15 protein-coding genes are annotated in these 14,535 nt (G+C 72.6%); 7 read left to right on the top strand and 8 right to left on the bottom strand.

Features of this window, described 5'->3' with window-relative positions; translation table 11 throughout:
* Positions 1-136: 136 nt before the first annotated feature.
* Together ACFV4G_RS38905 and ACFV4G_RS38900 are read right to left on the bottom strand one after the other, a co-directional pair.
* A complete protein-coding gene (locus ACFV4G_RS38905) occupies positions 137-346 on the bottom strand; it encodes a DUF6243 family protein (RefSeq protein ID WP_380447524.1) in 210 nt (69 codons plus the stop codon).
* Positions 347-608: 262 nt separating this feature from the next.
* Positions 609-2,441: a glycoside hydrolase family 15 protein gene (locus ACFV4G_RS38900; RefSeq protein ID WP_380447523.1), complete on the bottom strand. Its 1,833-nt coding sequence runs from the start codon at positions 2,439-2,441 to the stop codon at positions 609-611.
* A 183-nt stretch (positions 2,442-2,624) separates the two neighbouring features.
* Here ACFV4G_RS38900 and ACFV4G_RS38895 point away from each other — a divergent pair, with 183 nt between their 5' ends.
* Both ACFV4G_RS38895 and ACFV4G_RS38890 read left to right on the top strand, forming a co-directional pair.
* A complete protein-coding gene (locus tag ACFV4G_RS38895; protein ID WP_380447522.1) occupies positions 2,625-2,921 on the top strand; it encodes a hypothetical protein in 297 nt (98 codons plus the stop codon).
* A 210-nt stretch (positions 2,922-3,131) separates the two neighbouring features.
* Positions 3,132-4,637, top strand: coding sequence for a DUF2079 domain-containing protein (locus ACFV4G_RS38890; protein WP_380447521.1), 1,506 nt, complete (start codon positions 3,132-3,134; stop codon positions 4,635-4,637).
* 88 nt (positions 4,638-4,725) lie between these two features.
* Here ACFV4G_RS38890 and ACFV4G_RS38885 read toward each other — a convergent pair whose 3' ends face one another.
* Positions 4,726-5,775 (bottom strand): glycosyltransferase, encoded by a 1,050-nt coding sequence (locus ACFV4G_RS38885; protein WP_380447519.1) that lies wholly within the window; start codon positions 5,773-5,775, stop codon positions 4,726-4,728.
* A gap of 383 nt (positions 5,776-6,158) precedes the next feature.
* Between ACFV4G_RS38885 and ACFV4G_RS38880 the strand changes: the two genes are divergently transcribed.
* Positions 6,159-7,649 (top strand): hypothetical protein, encoded by a 1,491-nt coding sequence (locus ACFV4G_RS38880; protein WP_380447517.1) that lies wholly within the window; start codon positions 6,159-6,161, stop codon positions 7,647-7,649.
* 82 nt (positions 7,650-7,731) lie between these two features.
* Here ACFV4G_RS38880 and ACFV4G_RS38875 read toward each other — a convergent pair whose 3' ends face one another.
* Both ACFV4G_RS38875 and ACFV4G_RS38870 read right to left on the bottom strand, forming a co-directional pair.
* The gene (locus ACFV4G_RS38875; protein WP_380447515.1) at positions 7,732-8,283 is read right to left on the bottom strand and encodes an AAA family ATPase; all 552 of its coding nucleotides are present in this window, start codon (positions 8,281-8,283) and stop codon (positions 7,732-7,734) included.
* Positions 8,284-8,383: 100 nt separating this feature from the next.
* A complete protein-coding gene (locus ACFV4G_RS38870) occupies positions 8,384-8,980 on the bottom strand; it encodes a TetR/AcrR family transcriptional regulator (protein WP_380447513.1) in 597 nt (198 codons plus the stop codon).
* 111 nt (positions 8,981-9,091) lie between these two features.
* Here ACFV4G_RS38870 and ACFV4G_RS38865 point away from each other — a divergent pair, with 111 nt between their 5' ends.
* Positions 9,092-9,520, top strand: coding sequence for a nuclear transport factor 2 family protein (locus ACFV4G_RS38865; protein ID WP_380447511.1), 429 nt, complete (start codon positions 9,092-9,094; stop codon positions 9,518-9,520).
* Positions 9,517-10,359, top strand: coding sequence for an NAD(P)H-binding protein (locus ACFV4G_RS38860; protein WP_380447509.1), 843 nt, complete (start codon positions 9,517-9,519; stop codon positions 10,357-10,359). Before ACFV4G_RS38865 ends, ACFV4G_RS38860 begins: the two co-directional genes overlap by 4 nt.
* A 9-nt stretch (positions 10,360-10,368) precedes the next feature.
* Here the strand turns inward: ACFV4G_RS38860 and ACFV4G_RS38855 are convergent, their stop codons facing one another.
* Positions 10,369-10,956: a TetR/AcrR family transcriptional regulator gene (locus ACFV4G_RS38855; protein WP_380447507.1), complete on the bottom strand. Its 588-nt coding sequence runs from the start codon at positions 10,954-10,956 to the stop codon at positions 10,369-10,371.
* 162 nt (positions 10,957-11,118) lie between these two features.
* Here ACFV4G_RS38855 and ACFV4G_RS38850 point away from each other — a divergent pair, with 162 nt between their 5' ends.
* Positions 11,119-12,318: an FAD-dependent oxidoreductase gene (locus tag ACFV4G_RS38850; RefSeq protein WP_380447505.1), complete on the top strand. Its 1,200-nt coding sequence runs from the start codon at positions 11,119-11,121 to the stop codon at positions 12,316-12,318.
* On the opposite strand, the gene ACFV4G_RS38845 is transcribed toward ACFV4G_RS38850, so the two are convergent.
* A complete protein-coding gene (locus tag ACFV4G_RS38845) occupies positions 12,315-12,734 on the bottom strand; it encodes a MarR family winged helix-turn-helix transcriptional regulator (protein WP_380447503.1) in 420 nt (139 codons plus the stop codon). The genes ACFV4G_RS38850 and ACFV4G_RS38845 overlap by 4 nt on opposite strands.
* A gap of 72 nt (positions 12,735-12,806) precedes the next feature.
* On the opposite strand from ACFV4G_RS38845, the gene ACFV4G_RS38840 reads away from it, so the two are divergent.
* A complete protein-coding gene (locus tag ACFV4G_RS38840) occupies positions 12,807-13,586 on the top strand; it encodes an alpha/beta fold hydrolase (protein WP_380447501.1) in 780 nt (259 codons plus the stop codon).
* A gap of 1 nt (position 13,587) precedes the next feature.
* Here ACFV4G_RS38840 and ACFV4G_RS38835 read toward each other — a convergent pair whose 3' ends face one another.
* Positions 13,588-14,334: a dienelactone hydrolase family protein gene (locus tag ACFV4G_RS38835; RefSeq protein WP_380447499.1), complete on the bottom strand. Its 747-nt coding sequence runs from the start codon at positions 14,332-14,334 to the stop codon at positions 13,588-13,590.
* Positions 14,335-14,535: the final 201 nt, after the last annotated feature.

Genomic DNA, 14,535 nt, shown 5'->3' with positions numbered 1-14,535 from the left:
ACACCCCCGCGGGGGTGTGTGCCGGGGGGGCGGCGGGGGCCCCCCCCCCCCCCCCCGCGCGCCCTCGGCGGGCGCCGGCGCGCGCGCGCCCCCCCCCGCCCTGCTCCGTGCGGTGCCGCGCTGCGGCGGCGGTGCGTCAGCCCTGTACGGTGTCGCCGTCCGCCTGCCCGGCGCCCTCGGCCTTTTCTGCCTTCTCGCGCATCTTGCGCACCAGCTCTGCCTTCTGGTCGGCTGCACTCTGGCGGTCGAGGTTGCGGTGCGGACCGTTGTTCTGCCGTTCGGCGCGGGACTGCCTCTTGCGCTGGCCGCCGCCCATGCCCACGGGGTTGTTGATGTTCTTGCTCACGGTTGTGGGTTCTCCCGGTGGTGAAGTGAAGTGGTCTACGGATTCATCGGTGGGGGACGGGCGGTGACGTCGAAGGACGTCAGCAGGGGCCCGCCACGCGCTCACTCGTAAATCGGCGTCTGGAAGAACATGAGAAAGACATTACCCGGTTCCGTCGGCCCTGCACACCAACCTTTTCGCCGCCCCTGCGTCGGCCGGGCCTTCGGCGAGCGCCCGGGGCCGGCCGGTTCCTTCCCTGGGATCCCACACCCTCGGCGTCGCGTCAGCCCAGGGCCCGGTCGAGGTTGAAGGCGGCGCTGATCAGCGACAGGTGGGTGAACGCCTGCGGGAAGTTGCCCAGTTGCTCGCCGGTCGGGCCGATCTCCTCGGCGAACAGGCCGAGGTGGTTGGCGTAGGTGAGCATCTTCTCGAAGGCGAGCCTGGCCTCCTCCAGCCGGCCGGCGCGGGCCAGCGCCTCCACGTACCAGAAGGAGCAGATCGAGAACGTGCCCTCGGAGCCGCTCAGGCCGTCCGGGCTGGTGTCCGGGTTGTAGCGGTACACCAGGGAGTCGGAGACCAGGTCCGCCGTGAGCGCGTCCAGGGTGGAGAGCCACTTGGGGTCGGTGGGCGAGACGAACTTGGCCATCGGCATCATCAGCAGCGAGGCGTCGAGCTCGCCGCCGTCGAGGGACTGGACGAACGCCCCCCGTTCGGCCGACCAGCCGCGCCGCATGATCTGCCGGTAGATGGCGTCCCGGGACTGCCGCCAGCGGGGCAGGTCGGCCGGCAGGCCGCGGCGGTTCGCCATCCGGATCGCCCGCTCCAGCGCCACCCAGCACATCAGCCGCGAGTACACGAAGTCCCGGCGGCCCGCGCGGGTCTCCCAGATGCCCTCGTCGGGCTGGTCCCAGTGCTCGCAGAGCCAGTCCGCCACCGCGCCGACGTCCTCCCACCCGGCGCTGCTGATCGGCTGCCCCCACTTGTCGGACAGGTAGACGGAGTCGATCATGGCGCCGTAGATGTCGAGCTGGAGCTGGCCGGTCGCGGCGTTGCCGACCCGGACGGGCGCCGAGCCGAGGTGGCCCTCCAGGTGCGCCAGCTCGTACTCGGGCAGTTCGCCGCGCCCGTCGACGCCGTACATGATCTGCAGCGGGCCGCCCGCGCCGGCGGTGCCGGACATGCGGTCGCAGAGGAAGCCCATGAACGCCTCGGCCTCCGTGGTGAATCCGAGGCGCAGCATGGCGTAGACGCAGAAGGCGGCGTCGCGGACCCACACGTACCGGTAGTCCCAGTTGCGTTCGCCGCCGATCCGCTCGGGCAGGCTGGTGGTCGGCGCGGCGACGATCGCGCCGGTCGGCGCGTAGGTGAGCAGCTTCAGTACCAGGGCGGAGCGGTGCACCATCTCCCGCCACCGCCCGTGGTAGCGCGACCCGGCCAGCCAGCGGCGCCAGAACCGGACGGTCGCCTCGAACTGCTCCTGCGCCTCGGCGCACGCGCACGACCGGGTCGGGACCTCGTCGCCGATCCGGTCGAGGGCGAACACGACGGACTCGCCTTCGAGGAGCTTGAAGTGCGACCACACGTCGAGGCCGTCGCTCTCCAGCGGCGCGGTGGCGGTCAGCGCGAGCGTCAGCGACGGCGAGCGGAACACCGCCTCGTGGCCGTCGAGGTGCACGGTGTGCTTCTCGGCGCCGTAGCCGAAGCGCGGGGCGATGCGCGCGGTGAAGGGCAGGACTCCCCGGACACAGATCACCCGCCGGATCAGCCGGTGCCGGGCCGTCTCGGGCGACTCGTCGACGACGGGCATGAAGTCCTGGATCTCCGCGACGCCGTCGGTGGCGAAGAAGCGCGTGATCAGCACGTTCGTGTCCGGGAAGTAGAACTGCCGGGTGCGCGTGGGCACGTCGGCGGCCAGCTGGAACGACCCGCCGCGGTCGGCGTCGAGGATGGCCCCGAACACGCTGGGCGCGTCGAAGCGCGGGCAGCAGTACCAGTCGATGGTGCCGTTCGTGCCGACCAGGGCGGCCGTGCGGAGATCGCCGATCAGGCCGTGTTCGGAGATCGGTATGTAGCGGTGGCTGCCCGCCTGCTCGAAGCCATTGGTGTCGAACGCCATGTCGGCCTCCCCGCCGCTGCGACGCGGACCCGGAGATGGAACCTCGCCTCTCATCGTAGATCGCCGCTTCGTGGATCCCCGGTCGAGTCTGCCCCTGGCGCACCCGCCGTGCGCGGCCGTGTACCGGACGTTACGGTCAAGAGCAGGTCAACGACGCTCCCGTCCCGCGCCCAGGAGGTTCCCGTGACAGCCGACGCCGTGCAGGTGGCACCCGAGGTGTACAAGGTCCTCTTCGAGAACGACCGGGTCCGGTTGCTGGAGGCCCGGCTCGGGCCCGGCGTCACGACCGGCATGCACCACCACCGTGCCAACCTCGTCTACAACCTCGCGGACGGGGAGGTGGTCTTCACCGACGAGTCCGGCGGCACCACCGCGGCTTCGCTCACGGCCGGCGGGACGATGTGGTCCCCGGCGGTGAACCACTCCACGCACAACAGCGGAACCACCGAGGTCCGCTCGCTGCTGTTCGAGCTGAAGTAGCTGAAGTAGCCGGCGTGGGTGAAGCGCCTGACAGCCCGCCGTGGCGGCCGGCTGGTGCGGCCAATCGGTTGAACCTGTGCCGCCCGCGTTATTCCTTCCCCCGGTGAGCCGAGGCGTTCCTGACATCTTGTTGGGCGTCGATCCCGGTGCAACGCCGTGCTGTATCGGCCTCGACGACGGCCTCCACAGCGGCTCCCGGAAGGTGTGACCATGCAGGCACCCCCCACCGACAGCACCATCGCGCGTCCACCGCAGCAGTCCGGCCCCGGGAGACGGGTCACGCAGCCGTACCTGCTGCCGCCCGTCGTGGGCAGTGCGTGGTGGATCTGGGGCCTGGCGGGGGCGCTCTTCGCCGTCTACACGACGCTGTCCGTGCGGATCCACGAACGGATGCTCTCCAACAGCTACGACCTGGGCATCTTCGAGCAGGTGGTCCGCTCCTACGCGGACGGGCACCTGCCCGTCTCCGAGCTGAAGGCGCCCGGCTTCCCCATCCTGGGCGACCACTTCTCCCCGGTCCTGGCGCTGGTGGCCCCGTTCTACTGGGTCTGGCGCAGCCCGGAGACACTGCTCGTGGTGCAGGCCGCACTCGTCGCCGTCGGCATGGTGCCACTGGCCTTCTGGGCCCGACGCGCGCTCGGATCGGGGCCCGCCGCGGTGATCGGCGTCTGCTACGGCCTGTCCTGGGGGGGCGCCAGCGCGATCGGCTTCGACTTCCACGAGGTGGCCTTCGCCGTCCCCCTGCTGGCCTTCTCGCTGGCCGCGCTCGGCGACAACAGGCCGCGTGCGGCGGCGTGTTGGGCGCTGCCGCTGCTGCTGGTGAAGGAGGACCTCGGACTCACGGTGGCGGTGATCGGCCTGCTGATCGCCCGGCGGGGGAGCCGGAGGCTGGGGTTCGTCACGGCCGCGGCCGGAGTGGCCGGGTCGCTGTTCGCCGTCCTGGTGGTCCTGCCGGCCTTCAATCCGAGCGGCGACTTCGCCTACTGGTCGTACGTCGACGGCTCGGGCGAGGGACCGCACGGCGGCCCGGGCGGCGGACCCGACACGGACACCGTCGTGGCGGGCCTGCTGTACAAGGCGACGATCGGCCTGATCACCCCCGAGGCCAAGGCGACGACGCTGGTGCTCCTGCTGGCCATCACGCTGTTCCTGGCGCTGCGCTCCTCGCTCGTGTGGGTCGCGCTCCCGACGGTGGTGTGGCGGTTCTTCTCGGCCAACGCCTTCCACTGGGGCACCGGCTACCACTACTCGCTGGTGCTGATGCCGATCGTCTTCGCCGCCTTCGTGGAGGCCCTGGCCGCCCGGCGCGCACGGGAGGGCAGCGTGCGGCGCCACCTCCTGGGAGCGGCGGCGGTCTGTCTGTTGCTGCTGCCGCAGTTCCCGTTCTGGCAGTTGGTCCAGCCGGTCACCTGGCGGACCGACCCGCGGCTCGCCGTCGCCCGGCGGCTGATGGACCGGATCCCGGACGGTGCCACCGTCCAGGCCTCCACGCTCCTCGTGCCGCAGCTCACCAACCGCACCACCGTCGGCCTCTTCGGCTGGGAACCCAGCCGGCCAGACTCCCAGTGGATCCTGGTGGACACCTGGATGCCGTGGAACAAACGCTGGCCGCTGACGGTCGAGATCGAGCAGAACCGCCTGAACTGGCACCGCGCGCACGGGTACCGCGACGTCGCCCACGAGGACGGCTACGTGCTGCTGACCCGGACCGGCTGAGCGGCGGGCGACCGCCGGCCCCGAGGACTCCGGACGGTCGGGGAGCCTCGGGGCCGGTGCGGTGGCCGGTGTGGCGGCCGGTGTGGGTTCAGACGGTGGCCGGTGCGGCCTGTTCGGCGAACTTCCGGTTGGCCAGGGTCTGTTCACGGTAGAGCCGGGGCAGGTCGGCGGTGGCGAGCAGGCGGTCGCAGGCGTCCAGGGACGCGCGCGCGTCCCCGACCCAGTACGCCGTGATCGAGTACTCGAAGAGCAGCCCCCAGCGGTAGACCCAGGGCTCCGTGAACAGCCAGTCGTTCGGTTCGCCACGGTCCAGGCCGGCCCGGGCGAACGCGTGCGCGGCCTGGTACCGCCCCATCAGGCGCAGCCGGGACGAGAGCTGGTAGCAGGCCTCCAGTCGTTGCGGCCGGCTTTCCCAGGCCTGGAGCAGGGCGTCCATGGCCGAGGGCCAGTCGCCGGCGTCCGCGGTCAGCACGCCGACCTGGAGCAGCGCGTAGTAGACCTCCTCCGCCCAGCCGCCCATCCGCGCGCGCCGCCGGTACAGCTCGATCGCCTCGGCGGTGCGCCCGAGGTCGCGCATCGTCTGGGCGAGGTAGAAGACCGCGCGGGCGTTGCCGGGATCGCGCTCCAGGTCCTGCCGGAGCAGGCGGGCGTCCCGTTCGAACTTGTCGGCGCGCGAGCCGCCGTCGGCGAAGTGCTCGATGACCAGCGCGTCGAGGTCGGCGGTGCGGTCGTGCTGGTCCGTCGTCAGGTACTCGTGGGTCGAGCCCTCGTAGCGCCACTCGACGGTGCCGCTCACCAGCCGCTTGATCCGGTACTCCAGATCGGCGGGGTGGCGCACCATGTAGGAGTCGGCCGTGAGCTCGGGCAGCGGGCCGTCCTGCCGCACGACCATGTCGGCGTCGATCAGCAGCAGGTAGTCGGCCTTGCCGCGGGCGTGGCGGATGTTGAGCGTCCGGTTGTGGCCGAAGTCCGTCCAGGCCTCCTCGTGCAGCTCGCCGGGGATCCCGGCCAGCGCACGGCGGATCAGCTCCTGGGTCCCGTCGGTGGATCCGGTGTCGGAGATCACCCAGGTGTCGACGAGGCCGCGCACCGACGCGAGGCAGCGTTCGATGACCGCCGCCTCGTCCTTGACGATCATGCACAGGCAGATGGTGGGCTTCCGGTCGCCGGAGCGGGACGGACCGGGGACGGGTGCACTGGGCGGGGAGCTGTCAGGTCGTGCCACAACGGCCTCTCGGGATGGGGGGCGGCGGGCTGCGGAGCCGAGCGCGGACCGGGTGCGGCCGATCGTGCCGGCCCGGCCCGCGCATCGCGCTGGCGATGCTATTTCGGGCCCGCTCCGGTTCCGCGGTCCAACACGGTGTCAGGCCAACGGGGCCGGGCCATTCGTGTGGTCGCTGTGGGCCGGGCCGGTGACACTCCGGTCCGTCGCCGCCAGGAAGTGCCGTTCCCCGAGGTCAATGGCGGTCACCAGGCGGGGTCACTTCATCCTGCCGATCTCCGATGGACGAGGAGTACTGGGTGTCCTCACACCAAACGCAGATCCGGAAGGCCGCGGTGCCGAACCGCCGCAAACAGCGCGCCGCAGGTGCGGCGCTTCTCATCGCGGCCGTCGTGTCGACCAGCGGCACGGCCTTCGCCGGCGGGATGCACTTCCACTTCCCGCACCCGAGCCACCAGATGTACGGGAACCACGGCGAGGAGGGCTGTCCGCCGGACGAGCACGACCAGTGGGGCGGTGAGCAGTCCCCTGACGGCGGCGAGCAGGGGCCGGGTGGCAGTGAGCAGGGGCCGGACGGTGGTCTGCCGTCGGCCGACGGTGTCCACAACATGGTGCACCAGCTCGCCGGGTCGATGCTCCAGTCGGGCGCCCCGGGCCGGTCGTTCCGTGACGGCGGCGAAGACCACGGGGACCACGGAGAGAACGGCGACCACGGCGAGCACGCCCACGACGGTCACCACGGCCACGTGATCGAGTGCGTCGGCCCGACGGGTCCCACGGGCCCGACCGGCCCTGCCGGCGAGGGCGTCACGGGCCCGACCGGCCCGACCGGTCCTCCCGGTGAGGGCACCGGGGTCACGGGCCCGACGGGCCCTGCGGGCGCCAACGGCACCAACGGCACCAATGGCACCAATGGCAGTACCGGTCCGACCGGTCCTGCCGGTCCGAGTACCGGCGTCACGGGTCCGACGGGTCCTGCTGGTACCAATGGCACCAACGGCAGTACCGGTCCGACCGGTCCTGCCGGTCCGAGCACGGGCGTCACGGGTCCGACGGGTCCTGCTGGTACCAATGGCACCAACGGCGTGACGGGTCCGACGGGTCCTGCTGGTACCAACGGCACCAACGGCACCAACGGCGTGACGGGTCCGACGGGTCCTGCTGGTACCAACGGCACCAACGGCACCAACGGCGTCACGGGTCCGACGGGTCCTGCTGGTACCAACGGCACCAACGGCACCAATGGCGTCACGGGTCCGACGGGTCCTGCTGGTACCAACGGCACCAACGGCAATACGGGCCCGACGGGCCCGGCCGGTGCGACCGGCAACACGGGTCCCGCCGGCCCGTGCGAGTCCATCGACTCGGCGACGACGGGGTCAGGAATGATCATCTACACCGGGGTGGTCAAGAACGGCACCGTCCAGGTCGGCAGCCAGCCGCTCAACGGCCCGAACGCCGACGTGACGACCTGGTCGACCCCGCCGGCACTCCCCACGGGCCACGGCCCCGCCTGCGGTGTGGCCATCGCGGACCACGGCAACACCCTCCAGGTGGAGGCCATCTCCACCGACGGCACGGTGTACCGGACCTTCTGCAGATTCGCGACCGGTAGCACCCCCGTCGACTGCGTGACCGGCAACCCGGGCTGGACGCTGATCAGCGCCCAGCCCGCCAGGCTGCGCTCCGGTGCCCCGCCGTTCGGCGCCGAGGCACGGCTCCGCTCCGGATCTGCCGAGCGGCGCACGATCAAGGTGGCCTGGGAGCCGTACGTCCGCCGTACCTCCTGATTTCCCCGGCTCCGCCGATCACCCCGACACGCCCGCCCCCGGCCACCGCGCCGGGGGCGGGCGTCGCCGTTCCGTCGCGCGCCTACGTCTGGACGATGACGAACTCGCCTTCGCTGACGGGTTCTTCGAAGGCGGCGTAGTAGCGTTCGAGGAGCTCGTCGGGGACGGTGACGCTGTTGGCGTCGCTGCGCCGGTTGCGGTGCGAGAGGCGGCGGCGGAGGGTTTCGAGGTCGGCCCGGAGACGGACGAGCTCCCACCGGCAGCCGTGGCTCTCGATCGCGGCCTTGTAGCGCTCGCGCGTGGCGCGGTTCCAGAAGCTGTAGTCGATGACGACGGGGCGCCTCGCCTCCATGAGACGGATCAGCTCGTCCCAAAGTCCCTTCTCGGCGGCGGACTTGAGCCGGTCGTACCCCGCCGGGTCGAGGTCGGCGGCGTCGCGGCCTCCGGTGCGGGTCCACACCACCTCGTCGATCGACAGGCGGGTGAACCCGCGGCGTTCGAGGACTCGCGCGTACGTGGTCTTGCCGGAGCCTGGGAGGCCGCACATCATCACGACCAGGCCGCGTTCCGTGCCGTCCAGGTGTGGCAGGACGTCCCGCTCATCGATGCGGGGGTCGGGGGAGGGGGTTCGCACGGGCGGTCCTCGTGTCCGCGGTCGATCATGAACGAGGTCAGTCTCCACTGCCCGGTGCCGATCGGGCAACGGACTTACCGCACACGCGTGTTCAGCCCGATCAGGGAGTCGTCGCGCCGGGTGTGCCGAGGACGCGGGCGGTGAAGGCCGCCAGCTGTGCCCGCAGGTCCTCGCGGGGGGTCTGCCGTTCGCCCGCCAGGTGTTCGACGAGGTCCGCGCGGGTGGCCGCGAGCAGGGCGTGGGCGGTGAAGCCGGGGTCGGCCAGGCCCGGGAGCCGGTGCAGGAGGTCGCGGAGGAGGGTGTGCCACTGCTCGTAGTGGTCCGTCCGGTACGGGCTGTCGGCGCCGGTGCCCTCCAGGGCCAGCGCGAGGTGCCGGTTGTCGAGCTTGAAGCACAGCAGTGCGTCGAGGAGGGCGGGGACGCGCTCGGCGGGCGGGGTGGCGGGGCCCAGTGGCGGCGGGCCGGATTCGACGGCGGCCGCGAGGGGTTCGAGGCGCGCGCCGTAGAGGGCCCGGATGAGGCCGGTGCGGTCGCCGAAGGCGCGGAAGAGCGTGCCCTTGCCGACGCCGGCCGCGTCGGCGATGTCGGCCATGGTGACGTCCTCGGGGCTCCGGCAGTCGGCGAAGAGGGTGTCGGCGGCGGCGAGGGCGGCGGCCCGGTTGCGGGTTGCGTCCTTGCGGGGCTTGCGCTCGGGCACGGTCGTCCTCCGGTGGGTGGCAGGGGTCGGTTGCGAAGCGGACCGACGGTCCGTATCTTTCGGTGAAGCGGACCGCTGGTCCGTATCGTACGCGACGGAGGGACGAGACCCATGCCCGCGAACACCCGGCCGGCGGAGCTGTACCGCCACGGCCTGCGCCTGCTGCTGGACAAGGACATCGATGCCTGGGTCGGCCTGTGGGCCGAGGACGGCGTGATGGAGTTCCCCTTCGCGCCACCGGGCTGGCCGCGGCGACTGGAGGGGAAGGAGGCCGTCGCGGACTACATGCGCGGCTACCCGGACCACATCGACCTGCACGGCTTCCCCGACCTGCGGATCCACGAGACCGCCGACCCGGAGACCATTGTCGTGGAGATGCGGGCGGTGGGCCGCGTCGTGCAGGGCGACGGCCCCTTCGAGATGACGTACATCGCCGTCGTGACCGTCAGGGACGGACGGTTGGCCGTCTACCGCGACTACTGGAACCCGCTCGCCCTGCGACAGCCGGGCCTGGACTTCACCGGGAGCGTCGCCCGATGACCGCCACCACCCTCGTCACCGGCGCGACCGGCACCACCGGCAGCCGGACGGTCGCGCGACTGCTCGCCGCCGGACACCGCGTCAGGGCCGCGTCCCGCCGCGCGACTCCGCTGCCCGGCGCGGAGCCGGTGCGCTTCGACTGGTACGAGCCCGCCACGTTCGAGGACGCCCTCGCCGGGGCGGACCGCGTCTACCTCGTGCCGCCCGTCGGCGAGCCCGACCCGGCGTCCGTCATGCTGCCGTTCCTCCGCCGGGCCCGCGCTGCGGGTGTGCGGCGGGCCGTGCTGCTCGGCTCGTCGGCCGTTCCGGAAGGCGGTCCGGCGGTGGGGGAGGTGCACCGGGCGCTGCCCGGCCTGTTCGAGGAGTGGGCGGTGCTGCGGCCCTCGTGGTTCATGCAGAACTTCACGGGCGAGCACCTCCACGCCCACAGCATCCGCGAGGACGGCGTCATCCGTACGGCGGCCGGGGACGGGCGGGTCGGATTCGTCGACGCGGACGACATCGCCGCCGTGGCGGTCCACGCCCTCACCGACGACCGCGCGCCCGACGGCGACCTCGTCCTGACCGGCCCGGAGGCGCTGAGCTACGACGATGTCGCCGCGATCGTCGCCGAGGTCACTGGACGTCCGGTGGTCCACGACCACCTGACGCACGACGAGTTCCGGGACCACCTGGCCGCCGGGATGCCTCGCGAGTTCGCCGAGCTGCTCGCCGGCATGGACGGCGAGATCGCCGGGGGAGCGGAGGACCGCACGACCGACACCGTGCGGCGCCTGACCGGCCGCCCGCCGACCGGCTTCCGGACCGTCGCCGAACGGGAGTTGACGCGAGGGCGGTGATCCCGCGCCTCAGGCGCCTGCGGCGGGCTCCGTGAGCGCGCGCGTGGCCCGGCGGGCGGCGGCGAGGACGTCGCTCGGGTCCGTGGCGGTGGGCTTGGCGGCGAGCAGGGCCGCGCCGGCGGTGTCGAAGGCCATCACCAGCAGGAGTCGGTCCTGGGGGCCGGCGTCCTCGGGGGCGAGGAGGTCGATGACGCGGTCGAACGCCGCGCGGACGTCCTCGCCCTTCTGAGCCAGGCGCCGCATCAGGGGCTGGTTGGCGTGCGCGAGGAGCATCGCCTGGAGGTGCTGCGGGGTGGTGCCGTCCAGCCAGCGCAGCGCGGCCCGTCGCGGGAGGTCGGGCGTGCGCGGCTGGGCGGTGATCCACTCGACGAGTTCGTCCAGGTCGCGGCGGCGCTCGGACATCAGGCTCGCGACGATGTCCTCCTTGCTGCGGAAGTGGTAGTACAGCGACGACCGCGTGAGCCCGAGGGCCTCGGTGAGGTCCCGGGTGGTGGTGGCCTCGTAGCCCTTCTCGGTGAACAGCCGTAGCGCGACGCGCAGGATCTCGGCGCGCGTCTCGGCGCCGGAGCGCCGCTCGGTTCCGCTGGTGGGGGCCATGGTCTTCCTCTCCTTCGTCGCAGCGGTCCCATCCTATCCACTTACCGAGCGCCCGCTCGGCTCTTGCTTACCGAGCGCCCGCTCGGCTACCGTCACTTACCGAGCGCCCGTTCAGTAAGTGGCTGAACGGGTGGCCGTCCGCCATGAGCGAAGGAGATCCCCATGGAGACCACGAAGGCCCCGACGAGCAGGCCCCGCATCGCCGTCATCGGCGCGGGGCCCGCCGGACTGACCTGCGCCCGGGTGCTGCAACTGCGCGGCATCGAGGTCACGGTGTACGACGCCGACGCGTCCGTCGACGCCCGCGACCCCGGCGGCACCCTCGACCTGCACGCCGACTCCGGGCAGATCGCGCTGGAGGACGCCGGGCTGATGGAGGCGTTCGCCGAACTCGCCCGGCCCGAGGGGCAGGCCAAGCTCCGGCTCGACCACCGCGGCGCCGTGCTCGCCTCGTTCGTCCCCGACGAAGGGGACGTCGCGGCGCCCGAGATCGACCGCGGCGAGCTGCGCGCGATGCTCGCCGCCCACGTCGAGCCCGGGACCGTGCGCTGGGGCCACAAGCTCGTCGCGGCGGTGCCGCTGGGGGAGGGGCGGCACCGGCTGGAGTTCGCGGACGGCGCCTCGGCCGAAGCGGACCTGGTGATCGGGGCCGACGGCGCGTGGTCCCGGGTGCGGCCGCTCGTCAGCGACGCGGTGCCCCGGTACAGCGGGGTGACGTTCCTCGAAGTCCGCTTCGACGACGTCGAGCGCCGCCACCCCCGGGTCGCCGAACTCGTCGGTGACGGGCACGTGTTCGCGAACAACGGCAACGGTCAGGCGATCATCGTCCAGCGCAACGGCGGCGACCGCGTCCGCGGCTACGTCGGCATCCGCGCCGCCCTCGACTGGCACGTCGCCGCCGGTGTCGACCCGGCCGATGCCGAGGCCGTCCGGGGCTTCCTGTGGGCGGAATTCAGCGACTGGGCCGAGGAGTTGCTGCTCCTCGTGACGGACGGCGACGGCGGCTGCGTCAACCGGCCGCTCCACGCCCTGCCGGCCCCGCTCGCCTGGGAGCACGTCCCCGGCGTGACGCTCGTCGGCGACGCGGCCCACCTCATGTCGCCCTTCGGCGGCCACGGTGCGAACCTCGCCATGCTCGACGCGGCCGAACTGGCCCGCGCGATAGCCGAGGAGCCCACGCTCGACGCCGCCGTCATCCGGTACGAGACGGCCATGTTCGCCCGCTCCGGCCCGCTCGCCGTCGGCGCCAACGAGGCGCTGGAGCGGTTCTTCGCCTCGGGCTCCTACATCCCGGACCACGCCGCCGAGCACCAGGAGTACCAGCGCGCCGCGGCGGCGTACCGCGACCGCCAGGCTGATTAACCGTCCGCTTCCCCGCCGAGGCGCTGGAGCAGGTCGAGCAGGGTGGCGCGGTCCCCGGGCGGCAGGGGGGCGAAGCACTCGGCGAGCACGTCGTCGGCGACCCGGTGCCCGGCGGCGAGGACCTGCTCGCCGGCCGGGGTGAGGTGGTGCTCGATGCGCCGCCCGTGCCCCGGCCGGCGCTCCACCAGGCCCTGGGCCGTCAGGCGGCCGGCGAGCGTGCCGAAGGCCTGCTCGCTCTGGAAGGTCGCCGCGGCGAGCGCGCGGGCGGACGCCCCGGGCGAGCGGCCGATCGCCCGCAGGGCGTCCCACTGGGCCAGCGTCGTGCCGACGGCGGCCAGGGCGGTGTCGAGCGCCCGGTGCTGCCGGTACTGCGCCTGCTTGACCGCTCGTCCGAGAACCTGCAGCTCACCATGCATGGGGCGAGTCTAGGCCGGGTCCGCCCGATAGCCAAGCTAGCTTATATAAAGATATTTAGTTACCCTGGGGCCATGACCCTCTTCCGCACCACCGTCATGTACGGCGACCTTCCCCTCACCCTCTCCGAGGCCGGCCGCGGCAGGCCGGTCCTGCTGCTGCACGGCGGCGGGGGCCCGCACACGGTGGCGGGCCTCGCCGAGCACCTCTCCCGCAGCGCGCACGCCATCGCGCCGACGCACCCCGGCTGGAACGGCACACCCCGCCCCGACTGGCTGGCCGGCGTCGACGACCTCGCCCTCTTCTACCTCCGCATGCTGCACGAGCGGGGGCTGGAGGACGTCCTGGTCGTCGGCTCCTCACTGGGCGGCTGGACGGCGGCAGAGATGGCCGCGCTCGACACCACCGGGATCGTCACCGGCGTCGTCCTGATCAACGCCGTCGGCGTGCGGATCGAGGGCGAGCCGATCACCGACTTCTTCGCCCTCGACGCCCGCGCCGCCGCCGAACACTCCTGGCACGACCCCGACCGCTTCTTCGTCGACCCGGCCGGCCTCTCCGCCGACCAGGTCGCCGCCCACCAGGCCAACATCGCCACCATGCGCGTCCTCGCCGCCGACCCCTACATGCACGACCCCAAGCTGCTCCACCGCCTCCCGCGCGTCGAGGTGCCCGCACTCGTGCTGTGGGGCGAGAGCGACCGCGTCGTCACCCCGGCCTACGGCGCGGCGTACGCGGACGCCTTCGGCGACGGGCGCTTCGAGCTCATCGCCGGGGCGGGCCACCTCCCGCAGATCGAACAGCCGGAGGCGACCTTCGCCCTGATCGACGCCCACCTGAACGGTGGGGAGTGACCTACGTCAACGCGCGGTCCAGGAGGGGGAGCAGCTGCTCCCAGTGGCGCTTCAGGCCGTCCGGATCGAAGGCCGAGGTGTCGGACATCGTGAAGCCGTGGACGGTGCCGGGGTAGATCTCGGAGGTGTACGTGAGGCCGGCCGCGTCCAGGGCCCGGTTGAGCTCGGCGAGGGCCTCGGGGGTCAGGTCGCTCGCGGCGTGGCCGAGGTGGACCTCGGCGGTGATGGCCGACAGGAGGCGGTGCAGGCCGTCCGGCCCCTCGGCGACCACCGGGCCGTGGAATCCGGCGACGGCGGCGACCTGCCCGGGGTGGGCCGAGGCGGTGCGCAGCGCGAGGAGGCCGCCGAAGCAGTAGCCGGTCACGGCGACCGGTCCGGCGGCGACCTCGGGCCGGGTGGTGAGGAAGCGGACGAAGGCGCCGGCGTCACGGAGCGTCAGTTCCGCCGTGTGCGCCCGGACCAGGGGCATCAACTGCCCGACGATTCCGTCCCGGGCGTCGTCGTCGATGTACTTGGGGAGCTCGACGACGGGCGACGGGCCCTGCCGGTAGAAGAAGTTGGGCACGAGCACGTAGTAGCCGTGCCCGGCCAGCTCGCGGGCCATCTCCTGGATCACCGGGCGGATGCCGAAGGCGTCCGGGTACATGAGCACCCCGGGGTGCGGCCCGTCCTGCTCGGGGAAGGCGGCGAAGGCGTCGGCCCGGCCGTCGGGGGTGGGGATCAGCGGTGTCGCGGTACGGGTGGGCATGGAGTCTCCTGTCGTGGTCGGTGCTTCGAACCCGAGGTCGAACACGACGGAGGAGGGGCCCGCGCGCAAGAGCCGGGCCTTCGATCGAACTGTGGGCCCGTACCGGCCCGTGGGGGGGGGCGCCGGGGGGCCGGGGCGCCCCACCCGTGGTGGGGCAGGGCCGCCCCCGGCGGAGACCCCCCCACACACACTCGCCCCGGC

The sequence above is a fragment of the Kitasatospora sp. NPDC059747 genome (assembly GCF_042732955.1).
Taxonomy (GTDB): Bacteria; Actinomycetota; Actinomycetes; order Streptomycetales; family Streptomycetaceae; genus Kitasatospora.
Note: the sequence above shows the minus strand (reverse complement) of the source record. Positions and strands in the feature narration are given on the sequence as shown.